The sequence below is a fragment of the Planococcus versutus genome, assembly GCF_001186155.3.
GTDB lineage: Bacteria > Bacillota > Bacilli > Bacillales_A > Planococcaceae > Planococcus > Planococcus versutus.
In genome coordinates, this window is record NZ_CP016540.2 from 2,969,435 (window position 1) to 2,990,193 (window position 20,759).

Below are 20,759 nucleotides of genomic sequence, written 5' to 3' on the forward strand. Positions count from 1 at the left end.
CCTCTAAGCTACGAAAAAAATTAGAAAAGGGTGTGCTTTTTATGAACTTCGGCCAACTTATCACAGCAATGGTAACACCGTTCGACCATCAAGGAGAAATCGATTTCCAGGCAACTGCACAACTGATTGAACATTTAATCAGCCATGGTTCTGACGGTCTTGTTGTGGCAGGAACAACAGGGGAATCACCAACTTTATCGATAGAAGAAAAAGTATCATTGTTCCAGTTTGCTGTCACCACTGTAGCTGGACGAATTCCGGTCATCGCAGGAACCGGTTCGAACAATACGCGTTCATCGATTTCATTGACTCAACAAGCAGAACAAGCAGGTGTAGACGGCATTATGCTCGTTACACCTTACTACAATAAGCCTTCACAAGAAGGCATGTTCCAGCATTTTCAAGCCATTGCCCAGTCTACGCATTTACCCATTATGCTGTACAATATTCCAGGACGCAGCGTTGTCAATTTGCTTCCAGAAACCGTTATCCGTTTATCTCAGATCAACAATATTGTTTCCATCAAAGAAGCAAGCGGTGATCTAGATGCAGCTTCAGAAATTATTGAACACACATCTGAAGCTTTTTCTGTCTACAGTGGCGATGACAGTCTAACTTTGCCAATGCTATCTATTGGTGGTACAGGTGTTGTTTCAGTCTCTGCACATATTATCGGCAAGGAAATGCAAGACATGATTACAAACTATAAAACAGGTAACGTAAAAACAGCAGCGTCGATTCATAGACGATTGTTGCCAACAATGCACGCAATGTTCGCTGCGCCAAATCCGTCTCCGGTTAAAGCAGCACTCCATATTATAGGTGTTCCGACTGGTGGCGTCCGCTTACCAATGATTTCACTAACCGACAGAGAAACGCTGACATTACGCAAGTCTTTGCCAAACTTACAGTCTGAAGCAGTGACAAATTGAATACATTAAAAAAACGCTGAAGCCCAGGGGGATCCAGCGTTTTTTTAGTTAAGCAATATTCAGTTTGAATATCACAGCTATTGTTAACAGATTTTCATTCATTGCCAAAGACACAATTTCTTCCATTGGCTTTTGCGTTGTATAGAAAACTGTCAGCTCTGGATAGCAAACTTCCTACTTCGTCTCCAGATGCATAAACCGCGACACCGATACTTACCGTAATAGGTACATGCATCCAGTCAGCAACTTCTATGTGCTTACATAAGGAGTCAGCCATAGCTAAGCCTTCTTCAATTCCTGAGTCTGGCATCACGACGACAAATTCCTCTCCTCCGAGACGCGCTACAATGCCTATCGTTCCAACTTCCATTTCTAAATGCTGTGCTAATTCTTGCAATACTGTATCACCTATTTGGTGACCATATGTATCATTGACTTGCTTAAAGTAATCGATATCCAACATTAAAAGAGCCACTTTCCGACCATTTTGCGCCTGCAGTAACAAGTCATGAAGTCGCTCTTCTAAATAGCGACGGTTTTTCAAACCCGTTAACGAATCCGTGACGGACAATTGTTGAAGTGTCGAGTTCAGATCAATCAGTTGTTGCTGTTTGTTTTCTACTTCGCTCATTAAATGTTGCAGTTTCTCGTATGCTTCTACCGTTTCACGATTGATCTTTTCTGCATTACGCTTGGCTAACAAGAGTTCTTTTTCGTATTCACCACGAACACTCATCTGGATCAATGCACATTCGTACACTCCATTTTGCTCTACTGCATTCATCAAGACTGGCATATGTCCTGCCGCACTTTTCAAGGTCAAAAACATTTCATTTACAGTGCCGTGCATTTTAATAGCAGGAGTAAAGTACGTTTGGAAATACATCCGAGAAGCGATCGTCAGTAAATCATGAATATGTTGTGGATTTTTTACGCTTGTCAAATTCCGCAACGTGCTATTCATTTCAACGACACGCAGTTCCTCGTCCAGAACCAAATAACCACAAGGAGCTCTATCGAGTTGCTGTTCCACGATTTTCACTCCTCTATTCTGCTAAATACGCCTTAATGCGTTTTACCGTTTCCTCTGAATCACTCAAATGTGGATTGTGTCCCATTGCTTCCATTACAACCAATTGACTACCTGATATATGATCGCGGAGATATTGACCAATTTCTAATGGTACAATGGCATCAAATTTTGGCTGAAGAATCAACGTAGGGATTGTAACTTTATCTAATTGGTCACGAAGATCTGAAGTGAATGTTACTTCAGCGAATTGACGAGCAATCGTCGGGTCATTTGAACACAGCAATTGTTCAAAATCTGCAGCCAATTCAGGACGTTCTTCGTTTTGCATGACGACAGGTGCCAAATACTTCGCCCATTCTTTATAGTTTATTTCCATCATGTCTAATAATTCATCGATATCAGATTGTTCAAATCCGCCACTGTAGCCAGGTTCGTTCATATAATAAGGAGATGGTCCAATCATAATCATTTTCTCCATCACTTCTGGACGTTCAATTGAAGCGAGCATCCCAATCATAGCGCTGACAGAGTGACCGACAAATAGTACTTGCTCTAGTTCTAACGCATCGCAAACTTCTAGGAGATCTTGTTTGTACCCATCTAATGTGCTGTAGCGCTCGGTCGAATAAGCTGTTTTATCGCTTTTCCCTGAGCCAACATAGTCGAATGTAACAATTCGATAATCTGTTGCAAATTCGATAATCGTATTGTTCCATACTTGCTGATCGCAGCCAAAACCATGACCAAATACGATGGTTTTTTCACCTTGCCCGCTAACTTGAACATTATTGCGTTTTAAAATATCACTTGCTGGTTTAACTACCATTCTAATTACCATCCTTTGTGCACTTCTCATTTAAAAAATAATTATTTGCAAAAGTTAAATATACCCTAATCATAGCATTAAAAGTTTTATTTAAAAGGATGGAAACAAAATGACTTATCGTTTAAACGATTTTCTTTTGTGATAAGTCTATATAAATTTAAACAACAGCAGATTTTTATCTGCTAGATTAGAGCCTCACACTTCCAACCGGTCCGGCCACGAAGACTCCCGTGGGACAGCAAAAGCAGAAGACTCCGCAAGAACGTCAGTGACGAGGAGGCTGAAGCTGAGCCCACAGGAAATCGGAGTGGCTAGACCCGGTAGATTTATACACGACTATTCATTTTCGGGATACTTTGTCTACAGTCTGAACAGCAGGTTTTTATCTGCTGTTGTGGAGTAAGTTCGTTTTACCAACTTGCTTTTTTAACACCAGGGATCTGACCTTTGTGCGCCAGTTCCCGGAAAGTGATACGCGACATTCCAAATTTACGCATAAACCCACGGGGTCTTCCGGTCACTAAGCACCGATTCGTCAAACGAGTCGGTGAGGAATCCTTCGGCAAATTGGTCAATGCGTGAATATTTCCTTGTTCTTTAAATCTTTGTCTTTGTTCAGCAAACTGTGCAATTAGCTGAAGCTGCTTATGGTGTTTTACAATTTTGGATTTCTTAGCCATCAAATTACCTCCCAAACATTATTTTGTTTCCCCATGAACCGTGACTTCTTTAAAATGTAGACTGTGTTTTTTAACTCACTTTTCTCAGGGTTTGTCCGTTTATTTTTTGTCGTGCTGTATTTCGGTTCACTTGCTTCTGTAGATGCTGATTTAATGTTGACTCGCATTTTTTCTCCTCCTTTTGTGCCTTTTAACTTCCTCTTAAACAGTAATCATTACGCTTTAAAGTGTATTGAAAAATTAATAAGAAAGCAAGCGTTTGTTTTGAAAAACAACAGGGTACATTATTATTACCTTACTCTACAGGTGATCTATCACTATTAGGAGGAATTGACAATGACAAACAAAGAAACAAACTTGATTCAGTCATACGATGTACAAGCGGAAGTTTTACACAAGATTAGTGAATTGAAAGCACAAGGCTATAAAGAAGAAGATATGTATGTGATCGCCAAGCATAACGATCAGCTTTCTATGGTTCAAGGTCAAACAGATGTTCATTTAAATGTACAAGAAGACGATGACATGATGGGTAAATTCAAATCCTTCATTTCTGGTGAGGATTCTACACGTGATGCGTTTAAGCAAATGGGATTAGGAAACGGTGAAGCAGACGATTACTACAGACAAGTTGAAGATGGCAAGCTGGTGCTTTACGTAAATAGCGATTACAGCACATCGTACAAGCCACATGCTAGTACTCAAACGAGTGCGCGAGCGACAACTGCGGAAGAAGAACATTTGCGTTTGCATGAAGAGCGCTTAAGCGTTGACAAAGAACGTGTGCAAACAGGTGAAGTGAATGTTGGAAAGCATGTTGTTGAAGAGCAACAAACACTCGAAATCCCTGTTGAACGCGAAGAAGTTTATGTAGAACGTCGTCCTGTAAACGAAGAAGTCAACTCTGATAAAACTGGTTTGACGGACAAAAACGTGTATGACGATGGCGAAACCATTCATATCCCTCTTTCAGAAGAACGTGTAGAAGTCAGCAAAAAAGACGTCATCAGTGAAGAAATCGTTGTCAAAAAACGCACAGTTCAAGACACTGAAGTGGTAAACGAAACCGTCCGTCATGAAGAAGCGGATATTGATGAACAAGTGGAACCCAAGAAAAAAAACCACAATTCACTTTAACAAACAGAAAAGACGTATCCGGATGATTTTATCTGGATACGCTTTTTCATGTCTTGGTGCTGCAAGGTTTATCAGCAGCGCAGCTACGGGTAAAAGAGCTTATGAAGATAATTGGTACAAATGACATAGGGGGAGTTAATGATGGAGAAAAAAGAAAATAAACTCGTCGGTCTTTTTGATACACAAGCGCACGTACTGATGGCAGTCGGCGAATTAAAAGCTGCTGGATTTGAAGAAGAAGAGCTGAATTTAGTCGCAAAGCACGATGAACAAATAAATTTACTAATTGATCACACGGCTGTCCATATTGATACGCAAGACAGAGACAATTTTAAAGGTAAAGTCATCGCCTTTTTGGCTGGTGACGACATCACGAAAGATGCTTTTAACCAGATGGGATTAGATGCGACAGAAACAGACTATTATTTCCAACAAGTAGAGAATAACAAACTTCTTCTTTATACAAACAGTGAATCGGCAGCTACACATCAACTGGACTCTTCTCTACCACATACATCTCATGATGACACTGAAGAGCAAAGCCTTGCTCTTCACGAAGAACGATTAAACATTGATAAAGAGAAAGTTCAGACCGGCGAAATCCAAGTCCATAAGCAAACGGTAGAAGAAGATCGAAAAATTCAAGTACCCGTAGAACGCGAGGAAATCAACATTGACCAGCATGTCATTTCTGAAGAAACGACCGCAGAAAAAGAGGCACAGACACTCACACCCGCCCAAGCATACGAAAAGGGAGATGCTATTTATATTCCATTAACTGAAGAACGTCTCGATATCGGCAAAAAGAAAGTCGTTCGTGAAGAAATTGTCATTGGCAAACGAAAAGTAAAAGACGTTCAAGTTGTCAACCAAACCGTGCGCCGAGAAGTAGCTGATATTGAAGAAACTGGAACTGTTAATAAAGTAGAGAAATAAACAAAAAAGCAGCCGTATTGGCTGCTTTTTCGTTTATAGAACTGCAGTCACAATAGCAATAATGATCACTGCAACGATTGCAATAAAGACAATTGCAGGAATCGCGATAATGAAAAAGCCTTTCCAAGCGGAGAGTCTATGCGCTTCTCCTATTGCTTTACATTGAACAAAGAATGTCCAAATAGAAACAACTGATAATATAAGAGTCAAAATGATTGATAACGGACTTTCGTTCTCAAATGGCATTTCCCCTGCTTGTAGAAAATACGTTTCTGGAGACAGCAATATCCATAAAAGAATAAAGGGAATCAACCAAATCTGTGTAATTTGACTAGTAAGTACCGCTCTAAACATTTCCTTATAAGTTGCTTGTCCTTTAAATAAACGACCGATCAATAAGTAGATCCCTGCTCCGACAGACGTACCCACAATAGCTGCCAATGGGCCAACAAGCAGCGCCATCAATAAAACTCCTAGTAATGGAAAACCTTGTTCTGCACCTTGATTGCCAATAAGAACAGCGACAAAGCCTGACAAAACGATTAATAAAAAACTAAAATTAGACTCCTTTTCTTCTATAACATATCGGACTGTTTCACGCGGTCGTGTCCAAATTGCTGTAAATGGATTTAAATTATCTCGGTATTTCGTTTGTTCCAAAAAAACCCCACCTTTTTATGTATTGATTCTATTCAACCACATTGGAATAATAATGTAAATATCGGAAATTATATCCACTCTGCTTTTTTCACTACCACTGAACCCTCGTCTCTTCTATTCATCATGCTATACTAAAATTATTCGTTAACGAAAGGATGATTTTTTTGTCAGAACTTACTCATTTTAATGCCCAAGGACGCGCCAAAATGGTCGATGTTTCCGACAAGCAAGACAGTGTCCGCACAGCACGTGCGACAACTTCTGTCTTATTAAACAAAACCATTTACGAACAAATCAAAGAAGGCACAAATAAAAAAGGTGATGTCTTCGCGGTTGCTCAAGTCGCTGGCATTATGGCGGCTAAAAACACGTCACAGATCATTCCTATGTGCCATCCATTAGCACTTAGTGGCGTAGACATTGAATTCCAATGGACTATTGATAAAGAGAAAAATCATTTCGAAGTATTGATAACCGTTGAAGTGAAAACCAAAGGACCTACAGGTGTTGAAATGGAAGCCCTCACTGCCGCTTCTGCTACCGCTTTAACGATTTACGATATGTGCAAAGCAGCAGGCAAAGAAATGATTATTGGACCGACCATGTTGCTCCAGAAAACTGGTGGGAAGTCAGGAGATTACGCGCGCAGTTAGTTTTTCTTTTAAGAATTTGAAAACCCTTTGACATTGTCGACAACCTGACAGTGTCAAAGGGTTTTTAGGTACAGACTTATGTATGTTCTTGGTGTTTAGTCAATTCCGTATAGATGTGATAAATTTCCGGCAAAATCAATCGTTCCATTGCCAACTTTACAGCTCCACGCGATCCCGGCAAAACGAAAATAGCTTTCTCATTCACTACACCTGCAGTCGCTCGACTAAGGAGCGCTTTTGTACCAATATCTTCTGTGAAACTAACGTACCGAAAAAGTTCTCCAAACCCTGAAATTTCTTTTTCAAAAAGCGGTTGTACAGCTTCTAACGTCACATCGCGTTTCGCGATTCCCGTTCCTCCAGTTGTAATTATTGCATCAATTTCATCTCGCTCTAACCAGTCAGAAATCTGCGCTCGTATGGCGCCAATATCATCCGCAACAATTGCATAATCTACAATGACCCACTCGTTATCTTTGGCGATACGTTGAACAAGTTGACCGCCCGTATCCGTTTTTTTTGTTCGTGTGTCACTGACTGTTAAAACTACGATTTGCAGCTGGTGATTTGTTTGGAACGTTTCCGACATACAAACTCCCCTTTCTTTTCACCCGAATACTTGATGGTATAATTTACGACCTTCTGCCACATTGTGAACACTATGAATTAGCAAACGACCATTGCCGAATAACACCATGCGATGACCAAAGACTTCTAATTCAACAAAATAAGGTGTTCGTTTTACGCCTGCATGAAGTCGGATGCCAGCTTTTTCCGCATCATCCAACGTGATCGGTCGGTTTGGATCAGGCAATATCTGTACAGCATCTCTACCACACAGTACGGCATAAGCGCTAACGTTTGTTTCGTTTAGCGATGGATATACAGCGTTTTCTCCACAAGTTTGGCAGTTTGGGTCTTGAATGCGCGAAACACCGATATCTAATTGGCTGTTGTCCCATAAATTGAAATGATAAATTTTTGTGCGCATGGCTTTTTGGTTACCACTCAGCCATTTCAACGCTTCTGTACTTTGAAGCGCCGCTGCCACTTGTACTGCTGGCGAAATAATGCCAACCGTATCGCATGTTTCGTTGATTGCGGGGAGGACAGGCAAAAGACAGCGAAAACACGAGCTTTCGCCTGGAATAAACGGAAAGACAACACCTGAACTGCCAACACAAGCTCCATAAATCCATGGCACATCAAACTTTACAGACGCATCATTGATCAACAAACGGGTTTCAAAATTATCTGTCGCATCTAAAATCAAATCACTAACTGCTGCCAGCTTTTCCATTCCAGGGGCATCTAAATGTTCTAAATATGTGAATAACTGCAGATCGCTGCGAATGGCTTTGAGTCTTTGCTCTGCTGCCGCGACTTTCGGCAACATTTGATGTGCATCTTCTTCAGTGAATAGTTGCTGGCGCTGCAAATTTGATCTTTCCACGTAATCACGATCAACCAAATGAATTGTTCCAATGCCCGCGCGCGTTAACGTTTCCGCAATTGCTGACCCTAAAGCCCCACAACCTACAATCGTTACAGTTGCTAATGACAGCTTTTGTTGGCCTGCATGACCAAATGGTTTGAATAAAACTTGCCTTGAATAACGTTCATCCATATTCATTCCTCACTTTCTATCCGCTTGATGCTCAAAACGGTGTGTTTGTTCTTGCCACTTTCCCATGATTAATGACATACTACAAATGCTTTCAACGTACAGGTTCTTCGGTCATTTGCCCTTTTTCAATTCGCAAAATCTGGTTTGCAAGTTTCTCGGCATCTGCAATCCGATGTGTCACAAAAATCATCGGAATTTGCCATTGCTGATGAATTCGCATTAATTCATGTTGACAACGATCGCGGTTAGCGTCATCTAAGGCTGAAAAAGGTTCATCAAGAAGCAAAATATCCGGCTGCGCAGCCAAAGAGCGTGTCAACGCCACTCGTTGCTTTTCGCCGCCTGAAATTTGATGGGGATATTTAGCTAGCAAACTTGTAATGCCGAGGATTTTCGTCAATTCTGTAATGTGCGAAACATCCGTTTTTCTAGGCACTGCGTAAAGAATGTTTTGTTCTACAGTCAGGTGAGGAAATAATGCATAATCTTGAAACAAATAGCCAACTTTTCTCTTCTGAATTTTCAGTGGTTTTTGATGATGGTTAAAAAAATCTATTCCATTTAATGAAATCTGTCCGGTATCTGGATGAACAATACCCGCTAAGCAATTTAGCAAAGTAGTTTTGCCCGAGCCAGAAGAGCCAACTAACGCCAAAATTTCTTTGTCTAACTCAAATTTTGTCTCTAAGCGAAAATGTTCCAATTGTTTTTGAAAATCCACTTGCAGCATTTGCTCACTCCTTTCCTATACGCACTGCAGTTTTTCTGCGCCAGTAATTGACCCAAGTAATAGCAGCTACTCCAAGAGAAGAAATAATTAACACCCAAAACAAGGATTTCTCCATGTCTCCCGCTTCATATGCAAAGTAGATAGCTAGTGGTACGGTTTCTGTAACTCCCGGAATGTAGCCTGCAATCATCAGTGTTGCACCAAACTCACCAATGCCACGGGCAAAAGCCAAAATTAGACCGGCCAAAATACCCGACCACGCAAGCGGAAATGTAATCGTTCGAAATATTCGCCATTCCGATACGCCCATCGTGCGTGCTACGTTTTCCCAACGTGGATCTACTTTTTCAAAAGCAGCCAAGACACTTTGATACATTAACGGCAAAGACACAACAAAAGACGCGATTGCGGCACCAACCCATGTAAAGACGACGCGAAATCCAAACCACTGTTCCAATACAATCCCCAATGGCCCATTCACACCAAACAATACAATCAATCCAAAGCCAATGACTGTTGGCGGCAACACTAAAGGCAATAGAATTAGGGCTTCAATAAAGCTTTTGCCGAAAAATTCACGCCTGCTCATCAAACGGGCAAGTGCTAAACTAACAAAAAACACAAAGACAGTCGAAATCGTTGCGACTCTCAGTGATAACCATAGCGGAGACAAATCATACGGCATCATGGCACTGCTCCAACTGCCGGTAAAAATCCGTATTCCTCCAAAATTGTTTGTCCTTGACTACCTGTAACAAAATCCATAAATGCTTTTGCCGCATCCTGATTTTTAGAATCAGCTAGAACAGAACCAGGATAAATAATAGATTCTGTCTGTCCAGGCACTTCAAGTATGCCTGCTATTTCCCGGGAAATAGCTGCATCTGAAGAGTAAATAATGCCAAGCTCCGCGTTCCCACTTTCAACATAAGTCACAACTTGACGAGCGTCTTTAGCATAGATAAGACGACCATCGAGCAGCTTCCACAAGTTGAGAGTTTCTAATGCACTTTTTGAATAAGCACCCAAAGGCACACTGTCTGGCTCTCCTATCGCAATCGTTGCTTCTGGATTTAAAATAAGGTCTGAAAAATCGGCATTTTTTGGAAATTCTTCCACTGAAGCTAGGACTAATTGATTTTCAGCAAACGGCTTAACACTCTCTGCATTTACCAACTGCTTAGATTCAAGAAGGTCCATATCTTTCTGACTCGCTGATAAAAACAAGTCAGCTGGTGCGCCTTGTTCGATTTGACTCCGCAACTTACTCGAAGAGCCATAGTTAACGGTCATTTCAATATCCGGTTCTACTTTAAGAAATTCTTCTTCCATCTTTTTCATAACTTCTGTTAAACTCGAAGCTGCTGAAACAAATAGCTCCTCTTCTTTTACTGGTGAACTGGAACAGCTACTCAATACAAGAGTTGCCGTTATAAGACTGAGTATTTTTTTCATTTACAGGGCTCCTTGCTCATTTAAAGTTTCATCTAGTTTTTCAAGTAAGGTTTCAGCTTACTTCCATTATAACGCCAGCAGCAGAGAAGCTAAATCCTTTTGTGAACAATCTTTCGCGTAAACGGAGAGTCTGTCCTTTTTAAAGAGATTTAAGTTAGAATAAAAGAAGAGCAACGTACATTTATAAAGTTGGGAGGAATTGCTATGAAATTTGGTATTATCGGCACAAACTGGATCACTGACCGCTTTATCAAAGCGGCCAAAGAACATCCTGAATTCACGATTGGAGCAGTTTACTCGCGTACACTCCAAACAGGCAAAGCGTTTGCCTCAACATATAACATCACAAACGTCTACACCGATATGAGCGAAATGTTCAGCAGTGGCGAAATCGAAGCAGTTTATATTGCTTCACCTAATGCGCTACATGCTGAACAAAGTTTAATAGCAATAGAACACGGCATTCATGTTCTTTGTGAAAAGCCTGCCGTAACGTCAGTTGAGGAAATGGATCAACTTATTGAAGCGTCTCGTGCTCATAACATTACTTATATGGAAGCGATGAAATCAACATTGGTCCCTTCCTTTTTAAACTTGAAGAAAAACATTGATAAAATCGGTCCCATTCGCCGTTTTGTTTTTCATTACAATCAATATTCTTCGCGTTACGATAAATACAAAGACGGCATTGTCGAAAATGCCTTTAAACCCGAACTTGGCAACGGCGCGAAAATGGATTTAGGCGTTTACTGCATCGCTCCGATTATTCATTTGGTGGGGGCACCCGAGTCAGTGATGACAAACCGATTCTTATTATCGACAGGTGCTGATGGTCAAGGTAGCATGATTTTAACGTATCCGCGCATGGAAGCGGTTATTATGTACTCAAAGATTTCGGATTCGTTTATGCCGAGTGAAATCCAAGGTGAAAACGGTCTTATTGAAATCGATCGCATTAGTGATCCTAAAAAAATTACGATTAAGTACAGAAATGGACAGACAGAAGATTTATCTGTTGCCCATGATTTCGACTCGATGTATTACGAAATAGCAGAGTTTATCGACTGTGTGAAAAAAGGACAGCATGAATCAGCAATCAACACTCATGCTATTTCACGTGAAGTGACGAAGTTGTTAATGTAGGGTTTAATTCAGGAAAAAAGAAAGCGATGCAGGCGAACGCTTTCTTCTCTGTAGTCAAGCATTCCCTACCTTTTCCAAGTGAATGAGCATTGCCCAAAAGCACAATGGGGTTGCTTTCCGTTCCAGCGCTCGCTTTCCGCGGGCACGGCTTCAGCCGCTTCACTCACTGCGTTCGTTCCAGGGTCTTCAGCTCGTGCTGTTCCCGCAGGAGTCGAGCGCTTGCACTGCAAGCACTTGAAGAGATTAGCTACAGAAGAAAATCGGCAAACATCCTCGCGATCTCTTCTAGGTGTGTTGTACTTAAGATATTCAGTAATAGATATAGAGTAGCTTTAATTTTGAAGAATAGCTTATTCAATTAAACAGCAAAGGACGTGCCTTATGATAAATGGAGTTATATTTGATTTTGACGGGTTAATTTTTGATACAGAAACTCATCAATACCGGATTCTTCAAGATATGTTTGGCGAGTATGACAGTGAATTACCCCTTGCGTTGTGGCAAAACGAAGTGGGTACGGATGGTGGCTTTTCGCCGTTTCATTACATGGAGCAGCAAATTGGTAAGCCTGTAGAACATGAGTTACTAAACAAACAATATAAAGAAAGATTTCTTTCTGTTTTGTCTAAAGAAAAACCACGCGATGGTGTCGTTGAGTACTTGGAAACAGCAAAAGAAATGGATTTGAGAATTGGTTTGGCATCGAGTTCTAGTTATCGCTGGGTTTCGAGTCATTTAAAACGCCTAGATCTGTATGATTACTTTCAGTGTATCCGAACATCGGACCATGTTGAAAAAGTAAAACCCGATCCTGCTTTATATCTACAAGCAGCTGAGCATTTGGATTTAGCTCCTGAGACATGTCTTGTTTTTGAAGACTCGGCTCATGGTGCCACAGCGGCAAAACGCGCGGGTATGAGTTGTGTAGTGGTGCCGAACAAAATCACGAGCACGATGGAATTTGGTCACGTAGAGCACCGCCTGGATTCGATGGCGGATATGCCGTTGAAAGATCTTTTAGACTTTGTAGCGACTATAAAAGTAAAATAGTAAGATTCGAAAAGATGGTTCAGGCGCAATGCCTGAACCATCTCTTATTTTTTCATCGTATATTTTCGAATTGCTGGCAAAATTTCTGTCCCGATCAAATCGATATTGCGCTTTAAACGGTCGATCGGCACCCCACCAAAATCCATTTGGGCAATATAGCGTTGATGGCCAAACAGTTCATGTTGGTAAAGGATTTTTTCGATAATTTGCTGTGGACTGCCGATGTTCATGACGCTATCCATTTGAGCACCGTGCATGAAGGCAGCTTGTGGGTAACCTTGGCCGTTAGTTTTTCGCATCCCTTTGTCCACATGCGGATAAACTTCTTCCATCGCCTGTTGTGTGGTTTTCGCCACATTGAAAAACCCAGCAGTCGCAACAGGCAATTCAGAGGGATTAAAGCCACTTTTTTCCGCCGCTTCACGGTAAGCATCAATTGTATGTTTGAATGTTTCTGCAGGACCGCCGAGCGTCGCAAGCATCATAGGAACACCGGCGCTTCCTGCTTTAATCGCACTTGCTGGGTGTCCACCAACCGCGCGCCAAATGGGAAGCGAACCTGTAAGCGGACGCGGAATAACTTGTGCGCTACGTAACGGAGCACGAAACTTCCCACTCCAATCGACCGTTTCTTCTTTGTTGAGTTGTAGCAGCATCTCAAATTTCTCTTCATACAATTCTTCGTAATAACGGATGTCGTAGCCAAGCAAGTCAAACAATCCAACACGCGACGCTCGTCCGGCAATAATCTCTGCACGGCCATTTGAAATCAAATCGATGGTCGCGAAATCTTCAAACACACGCACCGGATCTGACGTGCTAATAATAGTAGAAGAGCTGGAGATTTTGATATTTTTCGTTGCTTGCGCAATCGCCGCGAGTACCACCGTATGCGCTTGAGTGGCAAAATATTCTTGATGGCTTTCACCGACACTGAAAAAGTCGAGTCCTGCCTGATCTGCTAGCTCTGCCAAGCCAATAATTTCTTGAATACGCTCTCTTGCTGAAATCCGCTGTCCTGTATGAGGATCTGGCAGATGATCCCCCAACGTATAGATTCCAAATTCCATGCCTTTTTCTGGATTGATGCGATACTGTTCCATATCCACTGTCCTTTCTATCTCTTGAATCATACTTATACTTTTTATTTTATTTGTGTAGCAGCAATCGCAAAATAGATACTTTGTTCCTCTGAAAAGATTATGCGTTCAAAATGAGCGTTAAATCCAGCGTTACCTATTAGTTACCCATAGAAAACCACACGCATTTTGCGCTGTCAGATTCATAGGAAATCTAGTCGTCTTCTCCACACATAAGATAAGCCTATTCGACTTCCGTTACTTGGTCTTTTGTGTCTAAGTCATAGCTCCATTCCAAATAGCGCAGGCCATCGGAGTTCAAATGTTTTTTGGCATTTTTCATTACCGTGAGTAAATCATTTTTATCCATAAAATAAGAAATTACGTCATGAATAAATACCAAATCAAAATCGCGCACTGCGTCGATTATCTCCATTTCGCTTTGCATATGAAGGCAATCTGGATTCAGTACCCGACTAATTTCGATCATATTCGGAGACAAGTCAGTTAAGGTCATTGAAAAAATTTTTTAAGTAAAAAGCATTGCTACCTCCATCCGAAACCAAACTCGATTGCGTCTTGGATATGGGGGTGATACTGCCATGATGCTCAAAAAAGACGGGCTTCTTCTTCGATTCCGTATGCTGGGACATTAATGGCCACCATTTATCCAACTCCTTATACAGTTTCATGTAAATCACCTTCTCGCTTTTTTATCATTATATAACTTGGCACGAAGATTGTACTCTATTTGATTTTCTCTATAAAAAACGACTTTCCACATGATTGGAAAGTCGAGTAAAAAAAGCTTATGGTGCATTTATGCTACTATTTTAGCTCGTTCTGCTATTGTGCCTTCTTTACCAGATATGATACCTGCAATCAAGATAACAATGGATATCAATATCAAGAATATCAAAGGCAATGTCCACCCGCTGCCGATATCGTACAAGACGCCTGCAAAAACAGGACCAACAGCTGCCAGCATGTAACCAAATGATTGAGCCATCCCCGACAATTCTACTGCTTCTTTTCCATCTTTCGTTCTTAATGTAAAGAATATCATTGAAAGACTAAATCCACTTCCTCCAGCAATTCCAAGACATACGGCCCATAACGGAACCAGCACCATACTCCCAAAAAGTAAGCCTGCAAATCCGGTCATAAACAACAAAGCCGTAGCAATCGCAAGACCGACTTGATTTTTTAACTTCTCAGCAATCACTGGAACTACGAACGTAGTCGGAATAATGGCCGCTTGCATTAAAAAGACCATCCATCCGGCAGAACCAGCATTGTACCCAATGGTGTTCAGCATATCTGGCATCCAGGCGATTAAGGTATAAAAAACTAAAGACTGTCCTCCCATAAAAAGAGTGACACTCCAAGCAAGCGGGGATCGCCATAACTTGGTTTTTTGTTTTGGTTGTCTCGTTGCTTTTGACACGCCTCCTTGCTGTTTGCGCAATTGCGGAAGCCACACGATTAAAGCGATGATGGCAAGTATTCCCCAAATCCCGAGCGCACCTTGCCACCCCATGTTGCCAACACTAGCAAGCGGAACACTCAAACCAGAACCTAACGCACCGAATATATTCATAAAGACTGCGTATATACCCGTCATGACACCAATTCGGTATGGAAAATTCATTTTAATAATTCCCGGGATCAACACATTTCCTATAGAAATCGCTAATCCAATAAGAAGTGTTCCGATAAACAGGAAACCAATTCCCGTTATAGACCTTATGGCAATTCCGATAATCAAAAATATCATTGACAAACCAATGGTCCATTGCATGCCGATACGGTTTGCAATTTTCGGTGCAAATGGAGAAAGGACAGCAAAAGCAATTAAAGGCAATGTCGTAACCAATCCTGCGACCGCATTGCTTATGGCAAGATCTTCACGGATAAACGACATGAGTGTTCCTACTGACGTGATCGGCACACGTAAATTTGCTCCAATTAACACAATACCAATCAACAATAACCATCCGGCTTTTTCAGTATTGTTTATTTCTGTTTGTTTCTTCATACAAATCCTCCAGAGCTTACTTCTATATTCTTTCGAACTATCTATATCGTTTTGACGTATACGTTTGCACTTGTCACCCGGCAAAAAATGATGGAATGACTAGCACCTTGGATATTGTAGCGCTAAAAAACAAGATTGTATATCGATAGAATATATTCTCAAAAATCAAACGAGTAGGATATGTCCGTATGTTATATCTTGCAATATCATTTTCAAAACAAAAAATCTATCCTTAATAAGGAGAGATGACCGTCATTCTATTTCTTTAACGACTGTGTGCGCATAAAGATCATGTGGGTATTTTTCACCTTTGTACCTATCATAGCGTGCTCGATTTTTCACATACATGAAGGCACCTATCGTATCTCGGTGCACGATGTGTTTGAGAATTTGTTCTGCGCTTAGCTCACCACCGGCTTCATCTTTTAACGCAATACCTATCGCTTTCTGTCCGACTGTTTGCCCGTTCACTCGTAGCTGCGCATACTCAAGCCCCCAGAAAACTAATGAAGGCGAAACTATCTGGTGAAAAAACGGACTTTTTATTCTCTTTTTTAATAACAGTTCTGCGCCCAATGACACAGTAGCAGCAATCATCGAATCGATCAACAACGCTTTAGCTCTCTTTTTCGTTACCCTATACATAGTCATTACCCTACCGTTGTAAGTAATAAAGCAAAAATTAGTCCAACAAATACTGTTTCAGTCCAATCATACCAATAGCGCTCTTTGTCTCTATGGAGCACCCACTCTTCAAGCCCTGTAACAACTATTTGGAGAACAAAGAGACCTGCTAAAGGACTGATCTGGACAGCTAAAGAAAGTTCTGTAAAATCTAGTTCTGCAATTAGATACATACACGTGTAAATAAAACCGATGAAAATAACTCCTTGCAAAATCATTACGTAACGATTTTTGTCTTCGTGAAAAATACTTCTTGAACCTCTTTTGATTCCACGCTTTTTCTTTAAATATACGTTCGAGAAAAGAAAATAAGAAATGACAAGAACAAATAACCCCATATACATCACAACTTCCATATGCAAGTACTACTATACCTGTTAAAATTCTACAAAAGAGACGATTTCACCTGTTACTTATTTTTCTAATCGATTGGAGGCATATAGATTGAGCACAGATACAGATTCACTTGTCACTTTTCTTATCGCCTTTGGCATTCCAATCACAATGATGGCATGGGCTTATTTTAAAATGAACGCGACTGACCGACAATCCGTGAAGTCCGATTTTGCATCGCCAAAATTTTTATTGAGTATGGGCTCGTTTGCATTCGGGGTTTTCCTCATTGAATTTAGTGACACTTTCTCTATTTCCGTATTAAAAACAGTCGGTCTTGTTCTACTGATTGTAGGTGGAATTGGTTCAAGCGCCGTTACGTGGAAAACTAGTAAAGTCAGAAGTCTACTTCTTCTCGCTTTGTTTTCCATTATGGTTTACTTCCATATTAGCTAACTGAGATCTGTTTGCGCATGTCTTGTTTAGGGAATTGTTAGCTTAATGGTATGTGTTACAAAAGGAGTGTTGACCGTGATCTTTTTTATCGTTTGGTTATTGCTAATCGGCTATGCTGTTTTTCTTGCACCCGGTGGCGGAACAGACCCAATTGTGTCGAGCATCTTCAGTGGTGACCTTGGTGCCATTGATCCACTCGTACTCGCTGTATTCAATTCGCTTGGTTTGTTTCCGTTAATGTTTGTTACTCTCTTGTTGCTCAATGACCGACAAAAATGGCCAGCGTGGCCGTTCGCGTTGCTGTCTTTTGGAGTTGGTGCTTTTTCACTTCTTCCGTATTTTGCATTTGGCAGTCGACAAGTAGATAAAAAACTGCGAACACCTACTTGGCTTGTCCGCTTTCTAGGCTCGCGCTTTTGGCTGATTGCGTTAATGCTATTTTGGGTCATCAATACACTTACCTTGTTGCAAGGATTTTCCTTAGCCGCTTACCAAGACGCATTTTTCGCATCCGGTCTTGTCTCGGTTATGACTGTTGACTGGTTTGTGCTTTGGGGCTTGTCGATCTATACCGTTTACCGCTTTTATCCAGGTGCTAAGCGCAAGTCACTCGCTTGGATTCCAATTTTGGGACCTGTACTTGTGCTGTTTCTGAATAAAAAAGCAACACAATAAAAAAGCCGTTACGCAAATTACAGCGTAACGGCCTTGTTTATGTTGTTTTACTGAGCTGTTAATCCACCATCAATGATAAACTCTGAACCTGTAGAGTAGCTTGCATCGTCAGAAGCTAAGAACAAGACCATGTTTGAAACTTCTTCAGATTGTGCAACGCGTTTCATTGGGATTGTTTTCGAGAATGCCTCTACAGCTGCTTTTGTATCTTCTTGAACAACCATTGGAGTTGCAATAACGCCTGGGTGTACAGAGTTTACACGAATACCGTAGTTTGCGCATTCAAGTGCTGCTGCTTTTGTCATGCCGCGAACTGCAAATTTTGTATCGGTGTAACCAATTGCGCCTCCTACTAAACCATTCATAGAAGAAATATTGACGATCGAACCGCCGCCTGCTTTTTGCATAGCTGGAATAACTGTTTTCATGCCAAGGAATACAGATACTTGGTTAATGTCTACAATGCGACGGTATTCTTCTTCTGTCGTTTGTAAAATTGATTTCGCCATCGTAATGCCCGCGTTATTGACCAACACGTCTACTTGACCGAATGCTTTTTCAGTTTCTGCTACTACTGTTGCCCAGTCTTCAGCATTTGTCACGTTTTGTTTAATGAATAATGCATTGTCTCCAAGTTCTTTCGCTAACGCTTCGCCTTTTTCTACGTTCAAGTCAGTGATGACCACTTTTGCACCTTCATCGATGAATTTCTTCGCATGCGATGCACCCATGCCCTGTGCCGCACCCGTAATAATTGCTACTTTGCCTTGTAATCTTGCCATTTTCTATTCCTCCTATGGTTTTACTGGAAATCGATTTGTATTTACACTACACTTGTAAGTTAACAGATAAATAATCACTTTGTCCATTAAAAAGATTCCATATTTTCGTTCGTTTGTACACTCATCCATTTTGTGGACACAAGAGGAGGAAAAGTAAGATGAATAGCACAGAAGATCGTCGCATCCTTCGAACACAAAAAAAATTGAAAACTGCCTTATTGCAGTTATTGAAAGAAAAAGAACTCTATCAATTAACCATTACAGAAGTGGCAAAATTTGCTGACTGCAACCGCGTTACGTTCTACTCACATTATAAAGATTTAAACGAATTGCTCGCAGCTATCGTGATAGACCACTTAGAGAATCTTGCAAGTGATTTCCGTAAGAGCTTTCAGAATCTAAAACGCTTTTCTTCAACCGACGTGCAGCGTCATTTGCCAATTTTCGAATACATTTATCAACATCAGTTTATCTTCCAACTAATTATTAAAGGAGAAGTACTTCCTGGTTCACAAAATCAGTTTTGTGAAACGCTCGTTCAGATATCTGCTACAGAGCTACAATTGGAAGAAACGAGCGACTTAGAAATCCCCTCACTCAATTATTTTATGACTTATGGCAGTTTGGGCTTTTTCTTTTACTGGATCCAACAAGATTTTAAAGATTCTCCCAAAACCATGGCGGGTAAACTTGCGAAACTTCATGGCAAAATGTATGACGGTTCGGTAGTGTTGGATCAATAACTATAACGAAAAAGTCCTGTATAACTGTATTTTCCGAAGCTTCTCGCTCGCTTTCCGTGGGGCGGGCATCGAGCCTCCTCGTTCGCTTGCGCTCTCTGTGGGGTCTCTCAAACCCGCTATTCCCACAGGAGTCGAGCAAACGCTTCTCCAAATACGTAGATATATATGTTGAACTAATAAACCTATAGTAGTCGATATTCCGTAAAACAGCTCGCTTGTCGGGGGTTCGCCAAGGTGTCTTCGCTATTTTGCTACATCTCTTCAGAGACACTTCCCAGCAAAGACGCGGCTTGGGACTGGCCGGAGCAATAAGACGAGTGGTTTTCTCGGCTTATTGTGGGAGGCTTGTCCATAGCGCCGAAGCGGCATATTTCTTGGATTCTTTAGTTCAATCTATATAGTACATTTTTTAGCTAGTAAAAGGACTTGCTTTTTATGAAATATAGTAGGTGATTAACTTATTCACCACTCTGAAAAAGACATACCTCTAAAGAAAATGCTTTTTTTATTTGGATAACTACTCAGTTCATTTGACTTGATGCAACTGTGATAAAGATAATAATTGCAAGTCCTCCAAGTGTAGAGTTAATAAGAGATACTTGATATTTTCGCGAACCTTTCAAGTACTTCCATTCTAAAATAATTTGCATGGCACTCCCTATGAAGAAAATCACAAATAACTAAAAGAAAAGCCCTTCTAACGAACCTTGCATATTAATTCCTAGAATAATAATCGCCACTATCATTAGCCAATTATTCCACCGCTCAAATTTCTGGACTGGAACTCCCGCTTGCTCTTCTTTATCAATTTCAAAGCGCTTTTTCAAAAATATTCTTAAAAAATGAAAACCAAAAATAATCAGTAGCCAAATAATCCATATACTCATATCCATATCTCGCACCTCCTATTAACTTACCTATTCTACGAACAAACTGGATTGAAGTTTCAGTTATTCTTTTTATCAGCTTGACTAGATGATTAGGTTGGCATGAGTTACCCACAATTTATCTATTAATAAAGCGGATCCATTGATAAATGGCTCATTTATTGAGTACAACCTTGAATATGTGGATGGTTTCACGTCTATTTGGGGATAACTTTGTCGT

26 protein-coding genes and 1 pseudogene are annotated in these 20,759 nt (G+C 40.8%); 9 read left to right on the forward strand and 18 right to left on the reverse strand.

The window, feature by feature from the left end:
* The first annotated feature begins 41 nt into the window (after positions 1–41).
* On the forward strand, positions 42–932 hold the full coding sequence (gene dapA / locus I858_RS14955; protein ID WP_049693639.1) for a 4-hydroxy-tetrahydrodipicolinate synthase: 891 nt from the start codon (positions 42–44) through the stop codon (positions 930–932).
* Positions 933–1,026: 94 nt separating this feature from the next.
* Here dapA and I858_RS14960 read toward each other — a convergent pair whose 3' ends face one another.
* From I858_RS14960 to rpmG, 4 genes and pseudogenes are all read right to left on the reverse strand, one after another.
* Positions 1,027–1,965: a GGDEF domain-containing protein gene (locus I858_RS14960; RefSeq protein ID WP_239457182.1), complete on the reverse strand. Its 939-nt coding sequence runs from the start codon at positions 1,963–1,965 to the stop codon at positions 1,027–1,029.
* Positions 1,966–1,978: 13 nt separating this feature from the next.
* Complete coding sequence (locus tag I858_RS14965; protein WP_049693641.1) at positions 1,979–2,791, reverse strand: alpha/beta fold hydrolase; 813 nt, start codon at positions 2,789–2,791, stop codon at positions 1,979–1,981.
* A 410-nt stretch (positions 2,792–3,201) separates the two neighbouring features.
* Positions 3,202–3,471, reverse strand: a complete 270-nt coding sequence (rpsN, locus tag I858_RS14970; RefSeq protein ID WP_049693642.1) for a 30S ribosomal protein S14 — start codon at positions 3,469–3,471, stop codon at positions 3,202–3,204.
* An 18-nt stretch (positions 3,472–3,489) separates the two neighbouring features.
* A pseudogene (rpmG, locus tag I858_RS14975) lies at positions 3,490–3,638 on the reverse strand (50S ribosomal protein L33).
* Positions 3,639–3,807: 169 nt separating this feature from the next.
* Between rpmG and I858_RS14980 the strand changes: the two are divergent.
* On the forward strand, positions 3,808–4,608 hold the full coding sequence (locus I858_RS14980) for a YsnF/AvaK domain-containing protein (RefSeq protein ID WP_049693643.1): 801 nt from the start codon (positions 3,808–3,810) through the stop codon (positions 4,606–4,608).
* 141 nt (positions 4,609–4,749) lie between these two features.
* Positions 4,750–5,544, forward strand: a complete 795-nt coding sequence (locus tag I858_RS14985) for a DUF2382 domain-containing protein (RefSeq protein ID WP_049693644.1) — start codon at positions 4,750–4,752, stop codon at positions 5,542–5,544.
* A gap of 33 nt (positions 5,545–5,577) precedes the next feature.
* Here the strand turns inward: I858_RS14985 and I858_RS14990 are convergent, their stop codons facing one another.
* The gene (locus tag I858_RS14990) at positions 5,578–6,204 is read right to left on the reverse strand and encodes a Yip1 family protein (protein WP_049693645.1); all 627 of its coding nucleotides are present in this window, start codon (positions 6,202–6,204) and stop codon (positions 5,578–5,580) included.
* A 164-nt stretch (positions 6,205–6,368) separates the two neighbouring features.
* Between I858_RS14990 and moaC the strand changes: the two genes are divergently transcribed.
* On the forward strand, positions 6,369–6,857 hold the full coding sequence (gene moaC / locus I858_RS14995) for a cyclic pyranopterin monophosphate synthase MoaC (RefSeq protein WP_049693646.1): 489 nt from the start codon (positions 6,369–6,371) through the stop codon (positions 6,855–6,857).
* Between the two features lie 76 nt (positions 6,858–6,933).
* Here moaC and I858_RS15000 read toward each other — a convergent pair whose 3' ends face one another.
* The 5 genes from I858_RS15000 to modA all read right to left on the reverse strand — a co-directional run bounded on the left by I858_RS15000 (position 6,934) and on the right by modA (position 10,669).
* Entirely contained in the window at positions 6,934–7,446 is a 513-nt protein-coding gene (locus I858_RS15000) for a MogA/MoaB family molybdenum cofactor biosynthesis protein (RefSeq protein WP_049693647.1), read from the reverse strand.
* 18 nt (positions 7,447–7,464) lie between these two features.
* Entirely contained in the window at positions 7,465–8,484 is a 1,020-nt protein-coding gene (locus tag I858_RS15005) for a ThiF family adenylyltransferase (protein ID WP_049693648.1), read from the reverse strand.
* Between the two features lie 91 nt (positions 8,485–8,575).
* The gene (locus I858_RS15010) at positions 8,576–9,214 is read right to left on the reverse strand and encodes an ATP-binding cassette domain-containing protein (protein ID WP_049693649.1); all 639 of its coding nucleotides are present in this window, start codon (positions 9,212–9,214) and stop codon (positions 8,576–8,578) included.
* 4 nt (positions 9,215–9,218) lie between these two features.
* Positions 9,219–9,902: a molybdate ABC transporter permease subunit gene (modB, locus tag I858_RS15015; protein WP_049693650.1), complete on the reverse strand. Its 684-nt coding sequence runs from the start codon at positions 9,900–9,902 to the stop codon at positions 9,219–9,221.
* Positions 9,899–10,669 carry a molybdate ABC transporter substrate-binding protein gene (gene modA / locus I858_RS15020; protein WP_049693651.1) on the reverse strand — a complete coding sequence of 257 codons (771 nt, stop codon included), beginning with the start codon at positions 10,667–10,669 and terminating at the stop codon, positions 9,899–9,901. The genes modB and modA overlap by 4 nt, the downstream gene beginning before the upstream one ends.
* A gap of 204 nt (positions 10,670–10,873) precedes the next feature.
* Between modA and I858_RS15025 the strand changes: the two genes are divergently transcribed.
* Together I858_RS15025 and I858_RS15030 are read left to right on the forward strand one after the other, a co-directional pair.
* Positions 10,874–11,812, forward strand: a complete 939-nt coding sequence (locus I858_RS15025) for a Gfo/Idh/MocA family protein (RefSeq protein ID WP_049693652.1) — start codon at positions 10,874–10,876, stop codon at positions 11,810–11,812.
* 381 nt (positions 11,813–12,193) lie between these two features.
* A complete protein-coding gene (locus I858_RS15030; protein WP_049693653.1) occupies positions 12,194–12,862 on the forward strand; it encodes an HAD family hydrolase in 669 nt (222 codons plus the stop codon).
* A 44-nt stretch (positions 12,863–12,906) separates the two neighbouring features.
* On the opposite strand, the gene I858_RS15035 is transcribed toward I858_RS15030, so the two are convergent.
* The 5 genes from I858_RS15035 to I858_RS15060 form a co-directional block, all read right to left on the reverse strand.
* Positions 12,907–13,965, reverse strand: a complete 1,059-nt coding sequence (locus I858_RS15035) for an LLM class flavin-dependent oxidoreductase (RefSeq protein ID WP_049693847.1) — start codon at positions 13,963–13,965, stop codon at positions 12,907–12,909.
* A 220-nt stretch (positions 13,966–14,185) separates the two neighbouring features.
* The gene (locus I858_RS15040; RefSeq protein WP_049693654.1) at positions 14,186–14,458 is read right to left on the reverse strand and encodes a methyltransferase domain-containing protein; all 273 of its coding nucleotides are present in this window, start codon (positions 14,456–14,458) and stop codon (positions 14,186–14,188) included.
* 303 nt (positions 14,459–14,761) lie between these two features.
* Positions 14,762–15,979 (reverse strand): CynX/NimT family MFS transporter, encoded by a 1,218-nt coding sequence (locus I858_RS15050; protein WP_049693656.1) that lies wholly within the window; start codon positions 15,977–15,979, stop codon positions 14,762–14,764.
* Between the two features lie 252 nt (positions 15,980–16,231).
* Positions 16,232–16,630 (reverse strand): RDD family protein, encoded by a 399-nt coding sequence (locus tag I858_RS15055; protein ID WP_239457183.1) that lies wholly within the window; start codon positions 16,628–16,630, stop codon positions 16,232–16,234.
* Positions 16,630–17,019, reverse strand: a complete 390-nt coding sequence (locus I858_RS15060) for a DUF4181 domain-containing protein (protein WP_049693658.1) — start codon at positions 17,017–17,019, stop codon at positions 16,630–16,632. Before I858_RS15060 ends, I858_RS15055 begins: the two co-directional genes overlap by 1 nt.
* 88 nt (positions 17,020–17,107) lie before the next feature.
* Here I858_RS15060 and I858_RS15065 point away from each other — a divergent pair, with 88 nt between their 5' ends.
* Both I858_RS15065 and I858_RS15070 read left to right on the forward strand, forming a co-directional pair.
* A complete protein-coding gene (locus I858_RS15065; protein WP_049693659.1) occupies positions 17,108–17,452 on the forward strand; it encodes a hypothetical protein in 345 nt (114 codons plus the stop codon).
* Between the two features lie 75 nt (positions 17,453–17,527).
* The gene (locus I858_RS15070) at positions 17,528–18,127 is read left to right on the forward strand and encodes a hypothetical protein (protein ID WP_049693660.1); all 600 of its coding nucleotides are present in this window, start codon (positions 17,528–17,530) and stop codon (positions 18,125–18,127) included.
* Between the two features lie 47 nt (positions 18,128–18,174).
* Here I858_RS15070 and I858_RS15075 read toward each other — a convergent pair whose 3' ends face one another.
* On the reverse strand, positions 18,175–18,909 hold the full coding sequence (locus I858_RS15075; protein WP_049693661.1) for a glucose 1-dehydrogenase: 735 nt from the start codon (positions 18,907–18,909) through the stop codon (positions 18,175–18,177).
* 158 nt (positions 18,910–19,067) lie between these two features.
* On the opposite strand from I858_RS15075, the gene I858_RS15080 reads away from it, so the two are divergent.
* Entirely contained in the window at positions 19,068–19,652 is a 585-nt protein-coding gene (locus I858_RS15080; protein ID WP_049693662.1) for a TetR/AcrR family transcriptional regulator, read from the forward strand.
* 521 nt (positions 19,653–20,173) lie between these two features.
* Here the strand turns inward: I858_RS15080 and I858_RS17555 are convergent.
* The gene (locus I858_RS17555) at positions 20,174–20,302 is read right to left on the reverse strand and encodes a hypothetical protein (RefSeq protein ID WP_275425615.1); all 129 of its coding nucleotides are present in this window, start codon (positions 20,300–20,302) and stop codon (positions 20,174–20,176) included.
* 30 nt (positions 20,303–20,332) lie between these two features.
* Entirely contained in the window at positions 20,333–20,545 is a 213-nt protein-coding gene (locus I858_RS17400; RefSeq protein ID WP_239457184.1) for a hypothetical protein, read from the reverse strand.
* Between the last annotated feature and the right edge of the window lie 214 nt (positions 20,546–20,759).